The sequence below is a fragment of the Pseudomonas sp. D3 genome (assembly GCF_029320995.1).
In the GTDB taxonomy this organism is placed as follows: Bacteria; Pseudomonadota; Gammaproteobacteria; order Pseudomonadales; family Pseudomonadaceae; genus Aquipseudomonas; species Aquipseudomonas paraveronii.
Genome location: NZ_CP119772.1, coordinates 560,590 through 582,352, shown reverse-complemented (window position 1 = coordinate 582,352; position 21,763 = coordinate 560,590). Strand labels below are relative to the sequence as shown.

22 protein-coding genes are annotated in these 21,763 nt (G+C 60.5%); 10 read left to right on the top strand and 12 right to left on the bottom strand.

Going from position 1 to position 21,763, the window contains the following annotated elements; all coding sequences use genetic code 11:
* Nucleotides 1-51: 51 nt before the first annotated feature.
* Nucleotides 52-486, top strand: coding sequence for a YkgJ family cysteine cluster protein (locus P3S72_RS02500; RefSeq protein WP_017849920.1), 435 nt, complete (start codon nt 52-54; stop codon nt 484-486).
* Between the two features lie 194 nt (nt 487-680).
* Here the strand turns inward: P3S72_RS02500 and typA are convergent, their stop codons facing one another.
* Together typA and thiI are read right to left on the bottom strand one after the other, a co-directional pair.
* Nucleotides 681-2,501: a translational GTPase TypA gene (gene typA / locus P3S72_RS02495; RefSeq protein ID WP_247397328.1), complete on the bottom strand. Its 1,821-nt coding sequence runs from the start codon at nt 2,499-2,501 to the stop codon at nt 681-683.
* Nucleotides 2,502-2,640: 139 nt separating this feature from the next.
* Nucleotides 2,641-4,095, bottom strand: coding sequence for a tRNA uracil 4-sulfurtransferase ThiI (gene thiI, locus P3S72_RS02490; protein WP_276195881.1), 1,455 nt, complete (start codon nt 4,093-4,095; stop codon nt 2,641-2,643).
* A gap of 334 nt (nt 4,096-4,429) precedes the next feature.
* Between thiI and glnA the strand changes: the two genes are divergently transcribed.
* The 4 genes from glnA to ntrC all read left to right on the top strand — a co-directional run bounded on the left by glnA (nt 4,430) and on the right by ntrC (nt 9,476).
* On the top strand, nt 4,430-5,836 hold the full coding sequence (gene glnA, locus P3S72_RS02485; RefSeq protein ID WP_003171128.1) for a type I glutamate--ammonia ligase: 1,407 nt from the start codon (nt 4,430-4,432) through the stop codon (nt 5,834-5,836).
* Between the two features lie 207 nt (nt 5,837-6,043).
* The gene (locus tag P3S72_RS02480; RefSeq protein ID WP_276195880.1) at nt 6,044-6,580 is read left to right on the top strand and encodes a chorismate mutase; all 537 of its coding nucleotides are present in this window, start codon (nt 6,044-6,046) and stop codon (nt 6,578-6,580) included.
* A gap of 377 nt (nt 6,581-6,957) precedes the next feature.
* A complete protein-coding gene (gene glnL, locus P3S72_RS02475) occupies nt 6,958-8,043 on the top strand; it encodes a nitrogen regulation protein NR(II) (protein ID WP_276195879.1) in 1,086 nt (361 codons plus the stop codon).
* A complete protein-coding gene (gene ntrC / locus P3S72_RS02470) occupies nt 8,040-9,476 on the top strand; it encodes a nitrogen regulation protein NR(I) (RefSeq protein ID WP_247397323.1) in 1,437 nt (478 codons plus the stop codon). The genes glnL and ntrC overlap by 4 nt, the downstream gene beginning before the upstream one ends.
* Before the next feature lie 618 nt (nt 9,477-10,094).
* Here the strand turns inward: ntrC and P3S72_RS02465 are convergent.
* A complete protein-coding gene (locus tag P3S72_RS02465) occupies nt 10,095-10,535 on the bottom strand; it encodes a hypothetical protein (protein ID WP_276195878.1) in 441 nt (146 codons plus the stop codon).
* Between P3S72_RS02465 and P3S72_RS02460 the strand changes: the two genes are divergently transcribed.
* Nucleotides 10,534-10,989 carry a tRNA (cytidine(34)-2'-O)-methyltransferase gene (locus tag P3S72_RS02460; RefSeq protein WP_247397321.1) on the top strand — a complete coding sequence of 152 codons (456 nt, stop codon included), beginning with the start codon at nt 10,534-10,536 and terminating at the stop codon, nt 10,987-10,989. The genes P3S72_RS02465 and P3S72_RS02460 overlap by 2 nt on opposite strands.
* 119 nt (nt 10,990-11,108) lie before the next feature.
* Here P3S72_RS02460 and secB read toward each other — a convergent pair whose 3' ends face one another.
* The 3 genes from secB to P3S72_RS02445 are packed head-to-tail and all read right to left on the bottom strand — an operon-like array spanning nt 11,109 to nt 12,300.
* The gene (gene secB / locus P3S72_RS02455; RefSeq protein ID WP_014716520.1) at nt 11,109-11,588 is read right to left on the bottom strand and encodes a protein-export chaperone SecB; all 480 of its coding nucleotides are present in this window, start codon (nt 11,586-11,588) and stop codon (nt 11,109-11,111) included.
* Nucleotides 11,589-11,630: 42 nt separating this feature from the next.
* Nucleotides 11,631-11,885, bottom strand: a complete 255-nt coding sequence (gene grxC / locus P3S72_RS02450; RefSeq protein WP_276195874.1) for a glutaredoxin 3 — start codon at nt 11,883-11,885, stop codon at nt 11,631-11,633.
* Between the two features lies 1 nt (nt 11,886).
* On the bottom strand, nt 11,887-12,300 hold the full coding sequence (locus P3S72_RS02445; RefSeq protein WP_017849931.1) for a rhodanese-like domain-containing protein: 414 nt from the start codon (nt 12,298-12,300) through the stop codon (nt 11,887-11,889).
* Nucleotides 12,301-12,451: 151 nt separating this feature from the next.
* Between P3S72_RS02445 and gpmI the strand changes: the two genes are divergently transcribed.
* The 4 genes from gpmI to P3S72_RS02425 all read left to right on the top strand — a co-directional run bounded on the left by gpmI (nt 12,452) and on the right by P3S72_RS02425 (nt 17,660).
* Nucleotides 12,452-13,978, top strand: coding sequence for a 2,3-bisphosphoglycerate-independent phosphoglycerate mutase (gene gpmI / locus P3S72_RS02440; protein ID WP_276195871.1), 1,527 nt, complete (start codon nt 12,452-12,454; stop codon nt 13,976-13,978).
* Nucleotides 13,979-14,236: 258 nt separating this feature from the next.
* Nucleotides 14,237-15,532: a murein hydrolase activator EnvC gene (locus P3S72_RS02435; protein ID WP_247397316.1), complete on the top strand. Its 1,296-nt coding sequence runs from the start codon at nt 14,237-14,239 to the stop codon at nt 15,530-15,532.
* Between the two features lie 30 nt (nt 15,533-15,562).
* Nucleotides 15,563-16,879: a S41 family peptidase gene (locus P3S72_RS02430; protein WP_276195870.1), complete on the top strand. Its 1,317-nt coding sequence runs from the start codon at nt 15,563-15,565 to the stop codon at nt 16,877-16,879.
* 1 nt (nt 16,880) lies between these two features.
* Entirely contained in the window at nt 16,881-17,660 is a 780-nt protein-coding gene (locus P3S72_RS02425; protein ID WP_276195868.1) for a divergent polysaccharide deacetylase family protein, read from the top strand.
* Here P3S72_RS02425 and P3S72_RS02420 read toward each other — a convergent pair.
* The 6 genes from P3S72_RS02420 to hisB all read right to left on the bottom strand — a co-directional run bounded on the left by P3S72_RS02420 (nt 17,651) and on the right by hisB (nt 21,519).
* Nucleotides 17,651-18,406: an ABC transporter substrate-binding protein gene (locus P3S72_RS02420; protein WP_276195867.1), complete on the bottom strand. Its 756-nt coding sequence runs from the start codon at nt 18,404-18,406 to the stop codon at nt 17,651-17,653. The two genes, P3S72_RS02425 and P3S72_RS02420, sit on opposite strands and share 10 nt — an antisense overlap.
* 66 nt (nt 18,407-18,472) lie before the next feature.
* Nucleotides 18,473-19,243 (bottom strand): imidazole glycerol phosphate synthase subunit HisF, encoded by a 771-nt coding sequence (gene hisF / locus P3S72_RS02415; RefSeq protein ID WP_003171107.1) that lies wholly within the window; start codon nt 19,241-19,243, stop codon nt 18,473-18,475.
* Nucleotides 19,244-19,252: 9 nt separating this feature from the next.
* Entirely contained in the window at nt 19,253-19,990 is a 738-nt protein-coding gene (gene hisA / locus P3S72_RS02410) for a 1-(5-phosphoribosyl)-5-[(5-phosphoribosylamino)methylideneamino]imidazole-4-carboxamide isomerase (protein ID WP_276195865.1), read from the bottom strand.
* 39 nt (nt 19,991-20,029) lie between these two features.
* Complete coding sequence (locus tag P3S72_RS02405) at nt 20,030-20,287, bottom strand: DUF2164 domain-containing protein (RefSeq protein WP_247397309.1); 258 nt, start codon at nt 20,285-20,287, stop codon at nt 20,030-20,032.
* A complete protein-coding gene (gene hisH, locus P3S72_RS02400; protein ID WP_145159878.1) occupies nt 20,288-20,926 on the bottom strand; it encodes an imidazole glycerol phosphate synthase subunit HisH in 639 nt (212 codons plus the stop codon).
* A complete protein-coding gene (gene hisB / locus P3S72_RS02395) occupies nt 20,926-21,519 on the bottom strand; it encodes an imidazoleglycerol-phosphate dehydratase HisB (protein WP_003218037.1) in 594 nt (197 codons plus the stop codon). Before hisB ends, hisH begins: the two co-directional genes overlap by 1 nt.
* Between the last annotated feature and the right edge of the window lie 244 nt (nt 21,520-21,763).

Below are 21,763 nucleotides of genomic sequence, written 5' to 3'. Positions count from 1 at the left end.
TCAATCCCGGTATGATCGCGCGCCCGGATACCGCCCCACCTTGGAACCCTGATGAAGCCTCAACTGATCGCCGCCGCGGAACTCGACCGTCTCGAGACCTGGCAGAAATATTCCGCCCACATGTGCGGGGGCTGCGTGTCCAGTTGCTGCACGCTGCCGGTCGAAGTGAAGATCAAAGACTTGATCCGCATTGGCATCGTCGATGAATTCGAGCGTGGCGACCCGCCGAAGAACATCGCCAAGCGCTTGCAGAAGGAAGGCATCGTCGAGCGCTACAACAGCAAATCCGAGATCTTCACCCTGCAGCGCATGAGCAACAACGACTGCCTGTACCTGGATCGTAAGACGCGCTTTTGCACTATTTATGACAAGCGCCCGGATACCTGCCGCAACCACCCGAAAATCGGCCCACGGCCAGGGTATTGCGCGTACAAGCCGAAGGAAGTGGTGCGCGAGACCAATTTCAAGACGCTCGATAAGTTCTGATTCACGTTTTGCAGGGTTCTTAAGGGCCCTATCGGGGGCAAGCCCCCTCCCACATTTTGAAGGCGTTCACAAATCAAACTGTGGGAGGGGGCTTGCCCCCGATGAGGCCCGCATAGTCACCACAAAAATCCCAGACATAAAAAAACGCCCCCGGCCTTTCGACCGGGGGCGTTTTTCATTCAGCCTGAGTTAACTCAGTTCTTGGCTTTCTTGGCAGCGCGGGTACGCTCGCCTTCGTCCAAGATCTTCTTACGCAGGCGGATCGACTTAGGCGTGACTTCGCACAGCTCGTCGTCCTGGATGAATTCCAGGGCCTGTTCCAGGGAGAACCTCACCGGTGGAACCAGAGCGATGGTTTCGTCTTTACCCGAAGCACGCATGTTGTCGAGCTTCTTGCCTTTGGTTGGGTTGACGCCCATGTCGTTGTCACGGCTGTTCAGACCAACGATCTGACCGTTGTAGATCTCTTGACCGTGTTCAACGAACAGCTTGCCACGCGCCTGGAGGGTTTCCAGGGAGTAGGTCAGCGCCTTGCCGGTTTCAACCGAAACCAGAACACCGTTCTGACGGCCGGACATGTCGCCGGACTTCATGGTGTCGTAGCGATCGAAGATCGAGGTCAGGATGCCAGCACCGTTGGTCAGGGTCAGGAACTGGTTACGGAAACCGATCAGACCACGCGCAGGGATGTTGTATTCCAGACGCACACGGCCTTTGCCATCCGGCACCATGTTGGTCAGGTCGCCCTTACGCAGGCCCATCTCTTCCATGACCTTGCCCTGGGATTCTTCAGGGGTGTCGATGGTGACGTTTTCGAACGGTTCCTGCTTCACGCCGTCAACAGTACGGATGATCACTTCAGGACGACCAACGCCCATTTCGAAGCCTTCGCGACGCATGGTTTCGATCAGTACCGAGAGGTGCAGCTCACCACGGCCGGAAACCTTGAACTTGTCAGCCGAGTCGCCTTCTTCAACGCGCAGTGCCACGTTGTACAGCAGCTCTTTGTCCAGACGTTCCTTGATGTTACGGGAAGTCACGAACTTGCCTTCTTTACCGCAGAAAGGCGAGTCGTTTACCTGGAAGGTCATGGAAACGGTTGGCTCGTCAACGGTCAGAGGCTTCATCGCCTCGACAGTGTCCGGCTGGCACAGGGTGTCGGAGATGAACAGCGAGTCCATGCCGCTGACGCACACGATGTCGCCGGCGAAAGCTTCTTCAACGTCGATACGGTGCAGGCCGTGGTGGCCCATCAGCTTCAGGATACGACCGTTGCGCTTCTTGCCGTCGGCGCCGATAGCGACAACCGGGGTGTTCGGCTTGACGCTACCACGAGCGATACGGCCAACGCCGATAACACCCAGGAAGCTGTTGTAGTCCAGTGCCGAGATTTGCATCTGGAACGGACCGTCACGGTCAACCTTCGGTGGTGGAACGTGGTCAACGATCGCCTGGTACAGCGGGGTCATGTCTTCCGCCATGGCGGTGTGTTCCAGACCGGCAATACCGTTCAGGGCCGAAGCGTAGATCACCTGGAAGTCCAGTTGTTCTTCGGTAGCACCCAGGTTGTCGAACAGATCGAAGATCTGGTCCAGAACCCAGTCCGGACGCGCGCCTGGACGGTCAACCTTGTTGATGCACACGATCGGACGCAGGCCGGCTTCGAAAGCCTTCTTGGTCACGAAACGGGTTTGCGGCATAGGGCCGTCTTGAGCGTCAACCAGCAGCAGAACGGAGTCAACCATCGACATTACGCGTTCTACTTCGCCGCCGAAGTCGGCGTGGCCCGGGGTGTCCACGATGTTGATGTGGTAGCCGTTCCAGTTGATAGCGGTGTTTTTAGCCAGGATGGTAATACCGCGCTCTTTCTCCTGGTCGTTGGAGTCCATCACGCGCTCGTCGTTGAGCTCGTTGCGCTCCAGGGTGCCGGATTGACGCAAGAGTTTGTCTACCAGGGTGGTTTTACCATGGTCAACGTGAGCAATGATGGCGATGTTACGTAGATTTTCGATCACTTGTGTATCTCGATCAGAGGATTCGGTGTGCTGACAGGTCGTGGCAGCGATTAACAGTAGAGTCAGGCCTTGCCGTTACGGCTTGACGGCAGAGTCGGGGGGCCGGTGACGCAGGCCACAGGCGTACAGCCCCGGGCTCTTAGCTCGGTCGATAAACGCGCACATTGGCATGCCCCTCACTGAGCAAATGGTGGGCATGCAGGCGACTCATCACGCCTTTGTCGCAATACAGCAGGTACTGACGGCTGTTATCCAGTTCCTTGAAACGCGCGTTCAATGCATAGAACGGCAGCGTTTGTACGTCGATGCCAGCGATGCCCAGCGGCTCATCTTCAGCGGCATCCGGGTGACGGATGTCGATGACGATCTGGCCCGCCAGGGCTTCGCTGACTTCTTCGATCTGCACATCCTGGCCCAACTCGTCGATGACACGATCGATCGGGACCAGTTTGGCGTTCTCGAGCGCACGCTCCAGAATCGCCATGTCAAACTGTTGTTCTTCATACTCCACGCGGTTGCGCTTGGCGTGGGTCTTGGGGTTCACCGAAATGACCCCGCAATATTCAGGCATGTGCTTGGCAAAGTCGGCGGTGCCGATTTGTTCTGCCAGGTCGATGATGTCCTGCTTGTGGCTGGCGATCAGCGGGCGCAGCACCAGCTTCTCGGTAACGCAGTCGATCAGCGACAGGTTCGGCAGCGTTTGGCTGGCCACCTGGGAAATCGCTTCGCCGGTCACCAGCGCGTCGATCTGCAGTTGATCGGCAATTCGGGACGCCGCGCGCAACATCATACGCTTCAATACTACGCCCATATGACTGTTATCGACTTTACCGAGAATTTCGCCCAGCACTTCCTCGAACGGCACGCTGACAAACAGCACGCGTTGGGAGCTGCCGTACTTCTTCCAGATATAGTGCGCGACTTCCATCACGCCCAATTCGTGTGCACGCCCGCCCAGGTTAAAGAAGCAGAAGTGGCTCATCAGGCCGCGGCGCATGATCTGGTAGGCCGCCACCGTGGAATCGAAACCGCCGGACATCAATACCAGGGTCTGTTCCAGGGCGCCCAGCGGGTAGCCGCCGATGCTATTGTGCTGGTTGTGGATCACAAACAACCGTTGGTCGCGAATTTCCATGCGCACTTCAATTTGCGGCGCTTTGAGGGAAATTCCGGCGGCGCCGCACTCGCGACGCAGCTTGCTGCCGACGTATTTTTCCACATCCATGGAGCTGAACGGATGCTTGCCGGCACGCTTGCAACGCACCGAAAAAATCTTGCCTTCCAGCTCACTGCCGAAGTGTTGTTTGCACTTTTCGGTAATGTCGTCGAAGTCGCCCAGCGGGTACTCGTCCACCTGCAGGAAATGCGCGATACCCGGCATGCAGCTCAGGCGCTCGGTCATATCCTTCAAGGCCTTGGCGTCGGTGACACGGGTTTCCAGCTCGAGATTGTCCCACACACCGTTCACCACCACCGCCGGGTCCAGATCGCGGAGCACGGTACGGATGTTCTTGGCCAACTGACGGATGAAACGCATCCGTACCGGTCGGCTTTTGATGGTGATCTCGGGGAAGACTTTAACGATTAATTTCATGGAAACAGCGCGCGCCGGGCCTGCCGAAAAAGGGGGGCGCGGATTATAGCGGAAATCGCTCAAGGTTTAACCAGTTAATATGCATCACCGACGCAACGCACCAAAACGGGTCGTTTCTGTGAGGCGTCGCTACATTGAGGTGCGTTATTTATTCCAATTCAGCAGTTTGCACCTTTATAGGGGCCATTTTGACGCAAAAAAGCCATGCTGGCGCACTGGCATGCAATTTGCTCTCTTGTGAGGCAGGTTGCCATGGCGGACTATCCGCGCCGGCATCACCCACATTCTAAGGGCTAACTCCACTACCCAGCCCGAAGCCACCCCGGAGGACACCATGTCGAAGTCGGTTCAACTCATCAAAGATCATGACGTTAAATGGATTGATCTGCGCTTCACGGACACAAAAGGCACTCAGCACCACGTGACCATGCCGGCTCGCGACGCGCTGGATGACGCGTTCTTCGAAGAAGGCAAAATGTTCGACGGTTCCTCCATTGCCGGCTGGAAAGGCATCGAAGCCTCCGACATGATCCTGATGCCGGACGACAGCACTGCCGTGCTGGACCCGTTCACCGAAGAGCCAACCCTGATCATCGTCTGCGACGTGATCGAGCCGTCGACCATGCAAGGCTATGACCGCGACCCACGTGCGATCGCCAAGCGTGCCGAGGAATACCTGAAGTCGACCGGTATCGGCGACACCGTATTCGTAGGCCCGGAACCAGAATTCTTCATCTTCGACCAAGTGAAGTTCAAGTCCGACATCTCCGGTTCCATGTTCAAGATCTACTCCGAACAAGGTTCGTGGATGTCCGACCAGGACGTTGAAGGCGGCAACCATGGCCACCGTCCAGGCATCAAAGGCGGTTATTTCCCGGTTCCACCATTCGACCACGACCACGAAATCCGTACCTCCATGTGCAACGCCATGGAAGACATGGGCCTGGTCATCGAAGTACACCACCACGAAGTGGCCACTGCCGGCCAGAACGAAATCGGTGTGAAGTTCAACACCCTGGTGGCCAAGGCTGACGAAGTTCAGACCCTGAAGTACTGCGTACACAACACTGCCGTTGCCTACGGCCGTACCGCTACCTTCATGCCTAAGCCACTGTACGGCGATAACGGTTCGGGTATGCACGTTCACCTGTCCATCGCCAAAGATGGCAAGAACACCTTCGCTGGTGAAGGTTATGCCGGCCTGTCCGACACTGCCCTGTACTTCATCGGCGGTATCATCAAGCACGGTAAGGCCTTGAACGGCTTCACCAACCCATCGACCAACTCCTACAAGCGTCTGGTCCCAGGTTTCGAAGCACCGGTAATGCTGGCCTACTCGGCCCGTAACCGCTCCGCCTCGATCCGTATTCCTTACGTGTCCAGCCCTCGCGCTCGCCGTATCGAAGCTCGCTTCCCGGACCCGGCAGCCAACCCATACCTGGCCTTCGCTGCGCTTGTAATGGCTGGCCTGGACGGTATCCAGAACAAGATCCACCCTGGCGACGCCGCCGACAAAAACTTGTACGACCTGCCGCCTGAAGAGGCCAAAGAGATCCCACAAGTGTGCGGCAGCCTGAAAGAAGCCCTGGAAGAGCTGGACAAGGGCCGTGCGTTCCTGACCAAAGGCGGCGTGTTCAGCGACGACTTCATCGATGCCTACATCGAGCTGAAAAGCGCAGAAGAAATCAAGGTGCGTACCTTCGTGCACCCACTGGAATACGAGCTGTACTACAGCTGCTGATCCGGTAGCGTCGCTTAACGTGGCGTGATCGAAAAAGACCTCCTTCGGGAGGTCTTTTTTTGCCCGCGGATTACACAGCTCCGCACCTGCAAACCCAATCAAAAAGGTGGGAGGGAGCTTGCTCCCGATAGCAGTGGATCAGTTGATACAGGTGCTGACGGACACTCTGCTATCGGGGGCAAGCCCCCTCCCACAAGGAGATCAGCATTGAAACGTAGACTTGTGTTCGCTCTGTTATTGGTCAGTGCCAGTGCGAGCGCTGCGCCGCCCAGCCTCGAACCTTTACTCAACAGCGTCGCCGAACGCCTGGCAATCGCCGACCAGGTCGCCCTGAGCAAGTGGGACAGCCACAAGCCCGTGGAAGACAAGAAACGCGAGCAAGAGGTAATCGCCAGCGTCGTCGCCCTGGCACCGAGCTACAAGCTCGACCCTGCCGCTGCCGGGCAATTTTTCTCGGCGCAGATCGAAGCGAACAAATTGGTGCAGTACGCCCACCTGTCCGACTGGCAGTTCCAGGGTAAGGCACCCGACGATCCACGCCCGGATCTGGTCAAGCAGATTCGCCCGCAACTGGACCAACTGCAAAAGCGCCTACTACAGCAGTTGGCCGACTTCACCCCCCAGCGCAGTGACCCGCAGTGCCCGCAATGGTTGGCCGAGGCGGTGCATGAGCGGCGCAATGAGCCGCTGCGCCAGCTGGCGATGATTCGCGCTACCGCCGAACTGTGCCGCCACCCAGATTAAGGCAGCGTACCCAAGCGGAAAGGGGCCTGGGCCCGATAGCCGTGTGTCAGCTACCTCATGGGTAACTCGGCCATCGCCATCGGGAGCAAGCCCCCTCCCACGTTGGTATTGCGTGCAATCGGAGGTTCACGCGGCATATTTCTGAACAAACGTCACAAAACCGCACTACATTGGTGCAACGCATTGCACCCTTCCCACCGGCCCAGCCCATTTTGGTTCGAAACTACCCGACAAAGCTGGCAGAACGCCACAGTTTCGCGCCTTAAACCCCTATTTCAGGGCTTAAACGCTTCTTTTCGGAGCCTTGGTTTGGTTTTTGCATTTTCCTTGTATCAGCGTGTGCCTCAAGCCCGCGCCTTGCTCCAAAAGAGGTCCTGATGACCATCAGCGATGCACTGCACCGTTTGTTACTCGACAACCTGACCACCGCGACCATCCTGCTCAATGACGATCTGCGCCTTGAGTACATGAACCCGGCGGCAGAGATGCTCCTGGCCATCAGCGGCCAGCGCAGCCATGGGCAGTTCATCAGCGAATTGTTCACCGAGTCGGCCGAAGCCTTGAGCTCGTTGCGCCAGGCGGTGGAGCAGGCACACCCGTTCACCAAGCGCGAAGCGATGCTCACCGCCCTGACCGGCCAGACCCTGACCGTCGACTACGCCGTGACCCCGATCCTGAGCAACGGCAGCACCCTGCTGCTGCTCGAAGTCCACCCGCGTGACCGCCTGCTGCGCATCACCAAGGAAGAAGCGCAGCTGTCCAAGCAAGAGACCAGCAAGATGCTGGTGCGCGGCCTGGCCCACGAGATCAAGAACCCGCTGGGTGGGATTCGCGGCGCGGCGCAGTTGCTGGCGCGCGAGCTACCGGACGAGCACCTCAAGGACTACACCAACGTCATCATCGAAGAGGCCGACCGCCTGCGCAACCTGGTGGACCGTATGCTCGGCTCCAACAAGCTGCCGTCGCTGGCGATGACCAACGTGCATGAAGTGCTGGAGCGTGTCTGTCATCTGGTCGAGGCCGAAAGCCAGGGTTGCATCACGTTGGTGCGCGACTATGACCCAAGCATTCCCGACGTCTTGATCGACCGCGAGCAGATGATCCAGGCGGTACTCAATATCGTGCGCAACGCCATGCAGGCCATCAGCAGCCAGAACGAGCTGCGCCTGGGCCGCATCAGCCTGCGCACCCGCGCCTTGCGCCAGTTCACCATCGGCCACGTGCGCCATCGCCTGGTAACCAAAGTCGAAATCACCGACAACGGCCCGGGCATTCCTGCAGAACTGCAGGAAACCATTTTCTTTCCCATGGTCAGCGGCCGCCCGGACGGTACCGGGCTGGGCCTGGCCATTACCCAGAACATCATCAGCCAGCACCAGGGTCTGATCGAATGTGAGAGCCATCCTGGCCACACCACGTTCTCGATCTTTCTGCCTCTGGAACAAGGAGCCCCATCGACATGAGCCGTAGTGAAACTGTCTGGATCGTCGATGACGACCGTTCTATCCGCTGGGTCCTCGAGAAAGCCCTGCAACAGGAAGGCATGACCACCCAGAGCTTCGACAGCGCTGATGGGGTGATGAGCCGCCTGGCGCGCCAGCAGCCCGACGTGATCATCTCCGACATCCGCATGCCCGGTGCCAGCGGCCTGGACCTGCTGGCACGGATTCGCGAGCAACACCCGCGCCTGCCGGTGATCATCATGACCGCGCACTCGGACCTGGACAGCGCTGTGGCGTCCTATCAGGGCGGTGCCTTTGAATACCTGCCCAAGCCGTTCGACGTGGACGAAGCGGTGGCGCTGGTCAAGCGCGCCAACCAGCACGCCCAGGAACAGCAGAACCAGGAAGCCCCGCCCGCCCTGACCCGCACCCCGGAAATCATCGGTGAAGCGCCGGCGATGCAGGAAGTGTTTCGCGCCATCGGGCGCTTGAGCCACTCCAACATCACCGTCCTGATCAATGGCGAGTCGGGCACCGGTAAAGAACTCGTGGCCCACGCCCTGCACCGCCACAGCCCACGGGCGGCGTCGCCGTTTATCGCGCTGAACATGGCGGCGATTCCCAAGGACTTGATGGAATCCGAGCTGTTCGGCCACGAGAAAGGTGCCTTCACCGGCGCGGCCAACCTGCGACGCGGGCGCTTTGAACAAGCGGACGGCGGCACACTGTTTCTCGATGAAATCGGCGACATGCCGGCCGATACCCAGACCCGCTTGCTGCGCGTACTGGCGGACGGCGAGTTCTACCGTGTGGGCGGGCATACGCCGGTCAAGGTCGACGTGCGCATCATCGCCGCGACTCACCAGAACCTGGAAACCCTGGTGCATGCGGGCAAGTTCCGTGAGGACTTGTTCCACCGCCTCAACGTGATCCGCATCCATATCCCGCGCATGTCGGACCGTCGCGAAGACATCCCGACCCTCGCGCGCCACTTCCTCAGCCGCGCTGCCCAGGAGCTGGCCGTCGAGCCGAAGCTGCTGAAAAGCGAGACCGAGGAATACCTGAAGAACCTGCCGTGGCCCGGCAACGTGCGCCAACTGGAGAACACCTGCCGCTGGATCACGGTGATGGCGTCCGGGCGCGAAGTGCATATCGGCGACCTGCCACCGGAATTGCTCAGCCTGCCGCAGGATTCGGCGCCCGTGACCAACTGGGAACAGGCGCTACGCCAATGGGCCGACCAGGCCCTGGCACGCGGCCAGTCGAACCTGCTGGACAGCGCCGTGCCGGCCTTCGAGCGGATCATGATCGAAACCGCCCTCAAGCATACCGCCGGTCGCCGCCGCGATGCGGCCGTGCTGCTGGGTTGGGGCCGCAACACCCTGACGCGCAAGATCAAGGAGCTGGGGATGAAGGTGGATGGCGGGGATGATGACGAAGGTGATGAGGGCTGAATCTCAGGTCCACTGAAGATCCAATGTGGGAGGGGGCTTGCCCCCGATGCCGGAGTGTCAGTCGACATCTATTTGACTGACCCACCGCCATCGGGGGCAAGCCCCCTCCCACATTTAGATCTTCACAAGGTTTCACAAGCATGCACCGCTTGAATGCAGCATGAACCGGCATCGAGCACGGCACCAACACCTGAAACCTCAGCCTCACTGAATAAAACCTGAAAACCGAAAACACCAAAGCCCCGTATACCGGGGCTTTGCGCTGTCTGGAGCGCTTTTTTTGGGCAACTTGGCCACTGTGGCACGCACCCTGCAATAACCCAGATACAACCCAGTTTCGGGGACCTTGGTACAGGCAGGCCGAGAATCCCCTCTTTACACCCGGGGTGCTTGATGCGAACCGCGTCGCGCTCCACACCGCTTTGGGGAACCTCGGTACAGGCAGGCCGGGGATTCCCTCTTTAACACCGAAGCCCACTGGCTTCACCCCGTTTTGGGAGCCCTGGTACAGGCAGGCCGGGAACTCCCTTCTTTACACCCGGGGCTTATGCGGCACAGCGCCCATAGCCCCAGCCCGTTTCGGGAACCTTGGTACAGGCAGGCCGGGGATTCCCTCTTTTATTGCTCTTGGAGATGGATCTCCAGCCGCCAGCGGCCTTCAGCCTTCTCTCCCGACCATTCCCCACGCAACGGCCGCGCCGCCACCAGGCTGAGCAACAGACCGCCATCGGTCTTGCGCACGCGCCAGTTCACATCCTTGTCATTGACCTTGAGCTGCCCGCTGGCAGCCTGGCCCTGCGCGTCGAACAACAGCGCCACGGTGCCGTCGATATGCTCGCCATGCAGCTTGGGTTCGCTGTTGAACCACACCACCGCACCGTCAGTTGCCGGCGTCACCTGCAGCAACTCGACCGGGTCCGGGGTAGTCAGACGACCGATCATCAGGCCGACCATCAGGCCGACAATCGCCAAAGAGCCCAAAACCCTCGGCAATAGCTTCGGCCTGGGGTCCTCTTCGAGGGTAGAATGCAGCGCATCTTTGCCTTCGGAGCCGTGCATGTTTCACGTCATCCTTTTTCAACCAGAAATTCCGCCGAATACCGGCAACGTTATCAGGCTGTGCGCCAACAGTGGCTGCCACCTGCATTTGATCGAGCCCCTGGGCTTCGACATGGACGACAAGCGCCTGCGCCGCGCCGGGCTGGACTACCACGAGTACGCCACCCTCAAGCGCCACGCCGACCTCGCCAGTTGCCTGGAAAGCCTGGGCCACCCTCGGTTGTTCGCGTTCACCACCAAGGGCTCGCGGCCGTTCCATGATGCCAGCTTCGCCGACGGCGACGCCTTCCTGTTCGGCCCGGAAAGCCGTGGCCTGCCCGCCGAGGTGCTCGACGCCCTGCCCGACGGCCATCGCCTGCGTCTGCCGATGCGCGAAGGTTGCCGCAGCCTGAACCTGTCCAACACCGTCGCCATAGCCGTCTACGAAGGCTGGCGCCAACTCGGTTTCAAGTAACGCACAAAACAAATGTGGGAGGGGGCTTGCCCCCGATTGCAGTGGGTCAGTCAAATAGATGTCGACTGACACTCCGGCATCGGGGGCAAGCCCCCTCCCACATTTTTTACCGCATCGACTTATTGAACAGTCGGTGCGCCTTCCTGTTGCATGCGCTGCAGCTCTTGCGCGTACAGGGCATCGAAGTTCACCGGAGCCAGCATCAGCGCCGGGAACGAGCCACGGGTGACCAGGCTGTCCAGGGTCTCGCGGGCATACGGGAACAGGATGTTCGGGCAGAACGCACCCAGGGTGTGGCTCATGGACGCTTCGTCCAGGCCCTGGATCAGGAAGATACCGGCCTGTTGCACTTCAGCGATGAAGGCCACTTCTTCGCCATTCTTGACGGTGACCGACAGGGTCAGCACGACTTCGTGGAAGTCACCTTCCAGCGCTTTTTGACGGGTGTTCAGGTCCAGCGCAACGCTTGGGGTCCATTCCTGACGGAAGATGGCCGGGCTTTTCGGTGCTTCGAACGACAGGTCGCGCACATAGATGCGCTGCAGCGAAAACTGTGGGCCTTGGGCTTCTGCTGCTTCGGTGTTCTGTTGGTCAGTCATCGCAGATCCTTCTTGATCTTGGGGTCTTTTAGGGTTTAGGAGTCAGACGTGAAGCAGCGCGTCCAGCTTTCCGGCGCGCTCAAGGGCAAACAGGTCATCGCATCCGCCGATGTGCTTGGCGCCGATCCAGATCTGCGGCACGGACGTGCGCCCCGCCTTCTGGGCCATTTCGGCGCGCACCTGGGGTTTGCCGTCGACCTTGATCTCTCCGAAGGCAACACCCTTCTTCTCCAGCAAGGCCTTGGCCCGCATGCAGTAAGGGCACCAATCGCTGGAATACACGACAACCTGGCTCATATCACTTCACCAGCGGCAGGTTATCGGCGCGCCAGCTGCTGATACCACCAGACAGCTTGGCGGCGGTGAAGCCGGTCTTGAGCATTTCGCGGGCGTGAGTGCCGGAATGCTGGCCTTGGGCGTCGACCAGGATGATGGTCTTGGCCTTGTGCTTTTCCAGCTCGGCCAGGCGCGCGATCAGCTTGTCCTGGGGAATGTTCAGGGCGCCGACGATATGACCGGCGGCAAAATCCTTGGCCGGACGGATATCCACGACAACGGCCTCATCCTTGTTGACCAGCGCGGTCAGCTCCGACGTGCTCAGGCTGCGGCCACCGCGGCTCATTTCATGAGCGATCAGCAGCGCCAGCAGGATGACGAAGGCACCCGCGAGCAGGTAGTGGGCAGTGGCAAATGCAATCAGGTGATCAACCATCAAGGAGGTTCCAGGGCGTTAAAATGGCGGTAAGTATACACAGCCGTCAGGGGGGGCCAACCCCCGTAAAGCGGTGACGTGGTCGGAACTTCGCTTTAAACTGCCACTCCCTTTTCAATCCCCTTCATTAATTACCGCCGCGAGAGGATCTATGACTACGACGCCTAAACCTTTGGTCCTGATAATTCTCGATGGCTTCGGACACAGTGAAAGCCACCACGACAACGCCGTGTACTCGGCCAACAAGCCGGTGCTGGACCGCCTGACCGCCACCCTGCCCAACGGCCTGATCTCCGGTTCGGGCATGGATGTGGGCCTGCCGGACGGCCAAATGGGCAACTCGGAAGTCGGCCATATGAATCTCGGCGCCGGACGAGTGGTCTATCAGGACTTCACCCGCGTGACCAAAGCGATCCGCGATGGCGAGTTCTTCGAGAACCCGACCATCTGCGCGGCAGTCGATAAAGCCGTCGCCGCCGGCAAGGCCGTTCACTTCATGGGCCTGCTGTCCGACGGTGGCGTACACAGCCACCAGGACCATCTCGTGGCCATGGCCGAACTGGCCTTCAAGCGCGGCGCCGACAAGATCTACCTGCACGCCTTCCTCGACGGCCGCGACACGCCGCCGAAAAGCGCGCAGTCGTCGATCGAACTGCTGGACGCCGCCTTCGCCGCCCTGGGCAAGGGCCGTATCGCCAGCCTGGTCGGTCGCTATTTCGCCATGGACCGCGACAACCGCTGGGACCGCGTGTCCCAGGCCTACAACCTGATCGTCGACGGCCAGGCCGAATTCAACGCCGCCACCGCCCAGGAAGGCCTGGAAGCCGCCTACGCGCGTGGCGAGAGCGATGAGTTCGTCAAAGCCACGACCATCGGCGAGCCGGTGAAAGTCGAAGACGGCGATGCCGTAGTGTTCATGAACTTCCGCGCCGACCGTGCCCGCGAGCTGAGCCACGTATTCGTCGATGCCGGTTTCAAGGACTTCGAACGCGCGCGCCAGCCGAACGTCGAGTTCGTCATGCTCACCCAATACGCCGCCAACATCCCGGCCCCGTCGGCTTTTGCCCCGGGCAGCCTGGAAAACGTGCTGGGCGACTACCTGGCGAAAAACGGCAAGACCCAGCTACGCATCGCCGAAACCGAGAAATATGCCCACGTGACCTTCTTCTTTTCCGGTGGCCGCGAAGAACCGTTCCCGGGCGAAGAGCGCATCCTGATCCCGTCGCCAAAAGTCGCGACCTACGACCTGCAGCCAGAAATGAGCGCGCCGGAAGTGACCGACAAGATCGTCGATGCCATTGATCACCAGCGTTATGACGTGATCGTGGTCAACTACGCCAACGGCGACATGGTCGGCCACAGCGGCAACCTGGCCGCCGCGGTCAAGGCGGTGGAATGCCTGGACCTGTGCGTGGGCCGCATCGTCGAAGCCCTGGAAAAAGTCGGCGGCGAAGCGCTGATCACCGCCGACCACGGCAACTGCGAGCAAATGTCCGACGAATCCACCGGGCAAGCCCACACTGCCCACACCACCGAGCCGGTGCCGTTCATCTACGTCGGCAAGCGCGACTTCAAAGTGCGCAACGGCGGCGTGCTGGCCGATGTGGCGCCGACCATGTTGATGTTGATGGGGCTGGAGAAGCCGAAAGAGATGACCGGCACCTCAATCCTGGTCTGATCTAAGCAACACCGAAAATCAATGTGGGAGGGGGCTTGCCCCCGATAGCAGTGGACCAGTCAACTCATCAGGTGACTGACACACCGCAATCGGGGGCAAGCCCCCTCCCACATTGGACTCTTCGTGTTTGGTGGATGTCTTTTCGCCATACCAGCGCCACTCGGCACCTATCTTGCCCAGAAGCCCCAAATGGGCGTTTTTTTTGCAGCGCTTGGCGGGCATACTAGGCCGTCCATTTCCCTGGTGTCGCCCGCCTCTATGCTTCGCGCCTTGATTACCCTCGCTCTTGTCTGCTTGCTCCAACCGGCATTTGCCGATGAGCGCGCACAAACCCAACAACAGTTGGACGCTACGCGTCAGGACATTACCGAGCTGAAAAAACTGCTCGGCAAGCTCCAGGAAGAAAAATCCGGGGTGCAGAAAGACCTGCGCGGCACGGAAACCGAAATGGGCCAGCTGGAGAAACAAGTCCAGGAGCTACAAAAAGAATTAAAGAAGAGCGAGTCGGAACTGGAGCGACTCGACGCTGAGAAAAAAAAACTCCAGAGCGCACGCGTTGAACAGCAACGCCTGATCGCGATCCAGGCCCGCGCCGCCTACCAGAGCGGCCGCCAGGAATACCTCAAGCTGCTGCTCAACCAGCAGAACCCGGAAAAATTCGCGCGCACCCTCACCTACTACGATTACCTGAGCAAGGCCCGCCTGGCTCAATTGAAGGGTTTCAACGAAACCCTGCGCCAACTGGCCAACGTCGAACAGGAAATCGCCGACCAGCAGTCACAGTTGCTCGACCAGAAAAGCGCCCTCGACACCCAGCGCGACCAGCTCGACAAGGTGCGCAAGGAACGCCAACTGGCCCTGGCCAAGCTCAATGACGACGTGAAGGCCCGTGACGCTAAGCTGCAAGCCCGCGAGCAGGACCAGGCCGACCTCGGCAAAGTGTTGAAAACCATCGAAGAAACCCTGGCCCGCCAGGCACGCGAGGCCGAGGAAGCGCGACAAAAAGCGCTGATCGCCCAGCAGGAAGCAGAAAAAAAGCGTCAGCGTGAGGCCGAACTGGCAGCCACTACCGACGCTCCGGCCCCACGTAAACCGGCGCATGCAGCGCCTGGCCCGCTGGTTTCCAGCGCGGGCGAATCCTTCGGCGGCCCTTTTGCTTCAGCTCGCGGCAAACTTCCATGGCCCGTTGATGGTCGACTACTGGCACGCTTTGGGGAAACCCGTGGCGATGACACCCGCGCCAAGTGGGATGGGGTGATGATCAGTGCCGCCGCCGGCAGCCAGGTCCACGCCGTCCACGGCGGTCGCGTGGTGTTTGCCGATTGGTTGCGGGGCGCCGGTCTATTGGTGATTCTCGACCACGGTAATGGCTATTTGAGTCTTTATGGCCACAATCAGACTTTACTCAAGTCGGCAGGTGATGTGGTAAAAGCCGGTGAATCCATCTCCACTGTCGGTAACAGTGGCGGCCAGGACACCCCGGCGCTGTACTTCGCTATTCGTCAGCAGGGCCGCCCGAGCGACCCTGCACAATGGTGCCGCACCCAAGGATAGGGTCGCATCTACATTAGGAGTTCGTTCGACATGCTGCATTTGTCCCGCCTCACTTCGCTGGCCCTGACGATCGCTCTGGTGATCGGCGCGCCTCTGGCTTTCGCCGACCAGGCCGCACCGGCTGCACCCGCTGGCACGGCCGCGACCACCAAGGCGCCGTTGCCGCTGGACGAGCTGCGCACCTTTGCCGAGGTCATGGACCGGATCAAGGCAGCCTATGTCGAACCCGTAGACGACAAGACCCTGCTGGAAAATGCCATCAAGGGCATGCTCAGCAACCTCGACCCGCACTCCGCGTACCTCGGCCCGGAAGATTTCGCCGAGCTGCAGGAAAGCACCAGCGGTGAGTTCGGTGGCCTGGGCATTGAAGTCGGCGCCGAAGATGGCCAGATCAAAGTGGTCTCGCCGATCGACGACACCCCGGCGTCCAAGGCCGGCATCCAGGCCGGTGACCTGATCGTCAAGATCAACGGCCAACCGACCCGCGGCCAGACCATGACCGAAGCCGTCGACAAGATGCGCGGCAAGATCGGCCAGAAAATCACCCTGACCCTGGTGCGCGACGGCGGTAACCCGTTCGACGTGACCCTGGCCCGCGCGACCATCACGGTCAAGAGCGTGAAGAGCCAGTTGCTGGAGTCGGGCTACGGCTACATCCGCATCACCCAGTTCCAGGTCAAGACCGGCGACGAAGTGGCCAAGGCCCTGGCCAAGCTGCGTAAAGACAACGGCAAGAAGCTCAACGGCATCGTGCTCGACCTGCGCAACAACCCCGGCGGCGTGCTGCAGTCGGCGGTGGAAGTGGTCGACCACTTCATCACCAAAGGCTTGATCGTCTACACCAAGGGCCGTATCGCCAACTCCGAGCTGCGCTTCTCAGCCACCGGCAACGACCTCAGCGAAAACGTGCCGCTGGCTGTGCTGATCAACGGCGGCAGCGCCTCGGCCTCGGAGATCGTCGCCGGCGCCCTGCAAGACCAGAAGCGCGGCGTGCTGATGGGCACCACCAGCTTCGGCAAAGGCTCGGTGCAAACCGTGTTGCCGCTGAACAACGAGCGCGCCCTGAAAATCACCACCGCGCTGTACTACACGCCGAACGGCCGCTCGATCCAGGCCCAGGGCATCGTGCCGGACATCGAAGTGCGCAAGGCCAAGATCACCAACGAGGCCGACAGCGAGTACTACAAGGAAGCCGACCTGCAAGGTCACCTGGGCAATGGCAACGGCGGCGCCGACCAGCCTACCGGCAGCAGCACCAAAGCCAAACCAATGCCGCAGGACGATGATTATCAACTGGCCCAGGCGTTGAGCCTGCTCAAGGGCTTGAGCATCACGCGCAGCCGTTGATATGCGCGCTGCCCTGATCATCGCTGCACTGTGCAGCCTGGCCGGGGTCGCCCACGCGACCCCGGCCGGCGAGCCGCACAAAGCCTACCTGACCCTGATCATCGACGACCTGGGGCAAAACCTGCCCCGGGATCGCCGCGTGCTGGCCCTGCCCGGCCCGGTGACCACGGCGATCATGCCCGACACGCCGCATGCCGCCGAATTCGCCCGCGAAGCGCACAAGGCCGGCAAGGTCGTGATCCTGCACATGCCCATGGACCCGGCCACCGGCCCGTTCGCCTGGCACCCCGAGCTGCCTATCGAAGAACTCGGCAAACGCCTGGACGCCGCGTTCAAGGCCGTGCCCTACACCGCCGGCATCAACAATCACATGGGCAGCCGCATGACCGCCCAGCCCGAAGCCATGGCCTGGCTGATGGGCGAGTTGCAACGGCGTCACAAGTTCTTTGTCGACAGCCGCACCAGCGCGCAGACCGTCGGTGCCGCCGAAGCGCAGAAGATCGGCCTGGCCAGTATCTCGCGGGATGTGTTCCTCGACGATGAACGCACCGAAGCCGCGATCACCACGCAATTGCAGAGCGCAATCAGACTGGCCCATAAACAGGGCTCAGCGGTGATGATCGGCCATCCTTATCCACAGACCCTGGCGGTGCTCGAACGCGAACTGCCCAAGCTCAAGGCCCGGGGCGTGGAATGGATTGATATCAAGCTGATGATCAGCGTGCGCAGCAATCAGGCGATGGCGGCGCACGGCAAGAACGGCACCTATCGCTACAAATAGCGCGCCATGATCTGGTCCAGCAGGCCTTCCTGGCGCAATTGATCCAACGCCGCCTGCAGCTTGGCCACCGTCTCATCCGGCACGTCCTTGTTCAACGCCAGGTACAACTGGGCACTGTTGAAACGCAGGACTGTCTTGAGCCCGGTCACACCGACCTGGCGCGCCAGGTAGCGGCCGGCCGGGTCGCCGGTGGCCCATAGGTCGATCTGACCATCCAGCAGCTTTTGCGCGTTGTCCTGGTCACGCAACACCAGCACTGGCTTGAGGCCCTGCCTTTCCAGGGTCTCGGCAATCGCGTCGCCCCTGTAGGCGCCGATCTTGTAGCGCCGCGCCTGCGCCAGCTCGCCGAGCTGGATCTTGCTGTCGGCCTTGGCCAGCATCACCCAGTCATCCGGGCCAATAGGGCCGACCCATTTGAACAGTGCTTCACGCTCTGGCAGGCGAGCCATCACGAACACGCCGTAGCCGGGGTTTTCCAGGGCAAGTTTGTAGATCCGCTCCCAAGGAAAGCGCAGGGTGAGGTTGTAGGAAATGCCGGCACGCTTGAAGGTTTCGCGCACGATGTCCACGGCGATGCCTTCGATGTTGTCTTCCTTGGCAAAGTTCTTGCCGTTTTTCGCCATGTTGTAGGGCGGGAAGTTTTCCGTCAGCAACACCAGGGAGGCGTCAGACGATTCTTCGGCTTGAACCGCACCGATCATGAGCACGGAAGTACTGGCGAGGGCGAGCAGCAGGTCTTTGAACATGAAAGTTACCGGAATCCATGGCAAGCGCAGAGAGTGCCGCGCACTTGCCATGGTGTCCAGCAGCGTTTAGCGCACCACGATACCGCGCGCGGCCATGTATGCCTTGGCCTCGGGGACGGTGTATTCGCCAAAGTGGAAAATACTCGCCGCCAGCACGGCGCTGGCGTGGCCTTCGATCACGCCGTCGGCCAGGTGCTGCAGGTTGCCGACGCCGCCAGAGGCGATCACCGGAATGCCCAGCGCATCGCTGATGGCGCGGGTCACGCCGAGGTCGAAGCCGTTTTTCATGCCATCCTGGTCCATGCTGGTCAGCAGGATTTCACCGGCGCCCAGGCCTTCCATCTTCATCGCCCACTCCACCGCGTCCAGGCCGGTCGGCTTGCGCCCGCCGTGGGTGAAGATCTCCCAGCGCGGGGTTTCGCCGGGGCCGGAGACTTTCTTGGCGTCGATGGCCACCACGATGCACTGCGAGCCGAAGTGCTGCGCGGCTTCGCCGACGAACTCCGGGTTGAACACTGCAGCGGTGTTGATCGAGACCTTGTCCGCACCGGCATTGAGCAGGTTGCGGATGTCTTGCACGGTGCGCACGCCGCCGCCCACAGTCAACGGGATGAACACCTGGCTGGCCATGCGCTCGACGGTATGCAGCGTGGTGTCGCGACCGTCGACGCTGGCGGTGATGTCGAGAAAGGTAATCTCGTCGGCACCTTGCTCATCGTAGCGACGGGCGATTTCCACCGGGTCGCCGGCGTCACGGATGTTCTCGAACTTGACGCCCTTGACCACGCGACCGTTGTCGACGTCCAGGCAAGGGATGATGCGTTTGGCCAGCGCCATGGTCAGTCCTCAGCCGTTGTAGGCATCGCAGTAAGCCTGGGCTTCAGCGACGTCCAGGGTACCTTCGTAGATCGCACGGCCGGTGATGGCGCCGATGATCCCAGGGGCCCGGGCGTCCAGCAGCGACTTGATGTCACCCAGGTTATGGATGCCACCGGAAGCGATCACCGGGATCTTAGTGGCTGCCGCCAGCGCAGCGGTGAACGGCACGTTGCAGCCCTGCATCATGCCGTCTTTGGCGATGTCGGTATAAACGATGGCGGACACGCCGCAGGCTTCGAACTGCTTGGCCAGGTCGATCACCTGCACCGTGCTGATTTCAGCCCAGCCGTCGGTGGCGACGAAACCGTCCTTGGCGTCCAGGCCGACGATCACTTTGCCCGGGAACGCACGGCAGGCCTCGGCGACGAAGGCTGGGTCTTTCACGGCCTTGGTGCCGATGATCACGTAGCTCACGCCAGCCTTGACGTAGTGTTCGATGGTTTCCAGGGAGCGGATACCGCCGCCGATCTGGATCGGCAGGTTCGGGTAACGCTTGGCGATCGCGGTCACCACTTCACCATTGACCGGCTGGCCTTCGAAGGCGCCGTTCAAGTCCACCAGATGCAGACGACGGCAACCACCTTCCACCCATTTGGCAGCCATGCTCACCGGGTCGTCGGAGAACACCGTGGAATCTTCCATGCGGCCCTGGCGCAGACGCACGCAAGCGCCGTCCTTGAGATCGATAGCGGGGATAATCAGCATCTGGCAAACCTTATTCGATATTCAGCAATGCTTGGGAAATCAGGGTTTCTCAAGCGACCACAGGTCGCTTTCGATACTTTCGAACCTTTCTCTAAGGAGCGTCTGCGTATCGAAAATCGCCCTGTTGTAATAGTGCGGCGCAACTTCAAGGGTGAACAACTCAAGGATCTCAGCGACCTCGAACGAGCCCAGCTTGAGCTCGAAACGGTCCTCCATGAAGCGCTTGATCTTGTTGGTAGCCTCACGCTCCTGTTCGGGCGTGAGGTTCAGGATCGGCAGCTTCGGCTTCTTGGCCATTTACCAGCGACCGTCCCACGCAGCGAAGTTCTGCAGCAATTGCAGGCCATGGGTATGGCTCTTCTCCGGGTGGAACTGCACCGCAAAACGCGAACCTTCGGCCAGCGCGGCGGCAAAGTCGACGCCGTAGTGCCCGCCACCCACCACCTGGCGCGGGTTACCGGCGGCGATGTAATAGCTGTGGACGAAGTAAAAGCGCGCCATGTCCGGGATTTCATGCCACAGCGGGTGATCGACGGTGCGACGCACTTCGTTCCAGCCCATGTGCGGGACTTTCAGATGCTCGCCGTCTTCATGCAGGTCCTTGCCGAAGAACTTCACCTGGCCTGGAAACAAGCCGATGCAGTCCACGCCGTCGTTCTCTTCACTGCTGTCGAGCAAGGCTTGCATGCCCACGCAGATACCCAGGAACGGTCGGTCCTGGCTGACTTCACGCACCAGGCTGTCAAAGCCCAAACGACGAATTTCAGCCATGCAATCGCGAATCGCGCCAACGCCTGGGAACACCACGCGGTCGGCTTCGCGAATCACATTGGCATCGCTGGTGATCAGCACCTTGCCGGCACCTACGTGTTCGAGGGCCTTGGCCACCGAGTGCAGGTTACCCATGCCGTAATCGATAACCGCGACCGTCTGCATTACAGGACGCCCTTGGTCGATGGCATTTGCCCGGCCATACGGTCATCCAGCTCCACCGCCATGCGCAGCGCGCGACCGAATGCCTTGAACACGGTTTCGATCTGGTGGTGGGTGTTGGTGCCGCGCAGGTTGTCGATGTGCAGGCTGACGAGTGCGTGGTTGACGAAACCCTGGAAGAATTCCTGGAACAGGTCAACGTCGAAACCGCCCACGGTGGCGCGGGTGTAGGGCACGTGCATCTGCAGGCCTGGGCGGCCGGAGAAGTCGATGACCACACGCGACAGCGCTTCATCCAGCGGGACATAGGCGTGGCCGTAGCGACGGATGCCTTTCTTGTCGCCGATGGCCTTGGCAAACGCCTGGCCGAGGGTGATACCGACATCCTCCACCGTGTGGTGGTCGTCGATATGCAGGTCGCCCTTGCTGACGATATCCAGGTCGATCAGCCCATGACGGGCGATCTGGTCCAGCATGTGCTCAAGAAAAGGTACACCGATATCAAATCGGGCCTTTCCGGTGCCATCCAGGTTGATCGAGGCTTTGATCTGGGTTTCCAGAGTGTCGCGCTCGACGGACGCCTTACGTTCGGCCATCACCAGCTCCGCAAAATCATTGGGCGAAAAAGGCAGCCATTATAGGGGCGCGGGCGCTAAACAGAAACATCGAAGGGGATAAGACTGACGAGTTGAAGCGAGGAGGGTCGGGGATAGACATGTGCATACAAGTAGGGGGGCGGGCTTGCGTGGCGAGGGAGCTTGCTCCCGCTGGGCTGCACAGCAGCCCCAAAACCTGTCACCGCGACCTGCCTGAGGCATGCGGTAAATCGATTGGGGTCGC

Excerpts from the sequence above, each read along its gene's own strand:
- grxC (WP_276195874.1), bottom strand. The coding sequence starts at position 11,885 with ATGAGCCAGGTTGTCGTGTATTCCAGCGATTGGTGCCCTTACTGCATG.
- gpmI (WP_276195871.1), top strand. The coding sequence starts at position 12,452 with ATGACTACGACGCCTAAACCTTTGGTCCTGATAATTCTCGATGGCTTC.
- P3S72_RS02460 (WP_247397321.1), top strand. The coding sequence starts at position 10,534 with ATGTTTCACGTCATCCTTTTTCAACCAGAAATTCCGCCGAATACCGGC.
- P3S72_RS02445 (WP_017849931.1), bottom strand. The coding sequence starts at position 12,300 with ATGGTTGATCACCTGATTGCATTTGCCACTGCCCACTACCTGCTCGCG.
- P3S72_RS02435 (WP_247397316.1), top strand. The coding sequence starts at position 14,237 with ATGCTTCGCGCCTTGATTACCCTCGCTCTTGTCTGCTTGCTCCAACCG.
- secB (WP_014716520.1), bottom strand. The coding sequence starts at position 11,588 with ATGACTGACCAACAGAACACCGAAGCAGCAGAAGCCCAAGGCCCACAG.
- ntrC (WP_247397323.1), top strand. The coding sequence starts at position 8,040 with ATGAGCCGTAGTGAAACTGTCTGGATCGTCGATGACGACCGTTCTATC.
- glnA (WP_003171128.1), top strand. The coding sequence starts at position 4,430 with ATGTCGAAGTCGGTTCAACTCATCAAAGATCATGACGTTAAATGGATT.
- thiI (WP_276195881.1), bottom strand. The coding sequence starts at position 4,095 with ATGAAATTAATCGTTAAAGTCTTCCCCGAGATCACCATCAAAAGCCGA.
- glnL (WP_276195879.1), top strand. The coding sequence starts at position 6,958 with ATGACCATCAGCGATGCACTGCACCGTTTGTTACTCGACAACCTGACC.
- hisA (WP_276195865.1), bottom strand. The coding sequence starts at position 19,990 with ATGCTGATTATCCCCGCTATCGATCTCAAGGACGGCGCTTGCGTGCGT.
- P3S72_RS02425 (WP_276195868.1), top strand. The coding sequence starts at position 16,881 with ATGCGCGCTGCCCTGATCATCGCTGCACTGTGCAGCCTGGCCGGGGTC.
- hisF (WP_003171107.1), bottom strand. The coding sequence starts at position 19,243 with ATGGCGCTGGCCAAACGCATCATCCCTTGCCTGGACGTCGACAACGGT.
- P3S72_RS02500 (WP_017849920.1), top strand. The coding sequence starts at position 52 with ATGAAGCCTCAACTGATCGCCGCCGCGGAACTCGACCGTCTCGAGACC.
- hisH (WP_145159878.1), bottom strand. The coding sequence starts at position 20,926 with ATGCAGACGGTCGCGGTTATCGATTACGGCATGGGTAACCTGCACTCG.
- P3S72_RS02465 (WP_276195878.1), bottom strand. The coding sequence starts at position 10,535 with ATGCACGGCTCCGAAGGCAAAGATGCGCTGCATTCTACCCTCGAAGAG.
- hisB (WP_003218037.1), bottom strand. The coding sequence starts at position 21,519 with ATGGCCGAACGTAAGGCGTCCGTCGAGCGCGACACTCTGGAAACCCAG.
- P3S72_RS02430 (WP_276195870.1), top strand. The coding sequence starts at position 15,563 with ATGCTGCATTTGTCCCGCCTCACTTCGCTGGCCCTGACGATCGCTCTG.
- P3S72_RS02420 (WP_276195867.1), bottom strand. The coding sequence starts at position 18,406 with ATGTTCAAAGACCTGCTGCTCGCCCTCGCCAGTACTTCCGTGCTCATG.
- P3S72_RS02405 (WP_247397309.1), bottom strand. The coding sequence starts at position 20,287 with ATGGCCAAGAAGCCGAAGCTGCCGATCCTGAACCTCACGCCCGAACAG.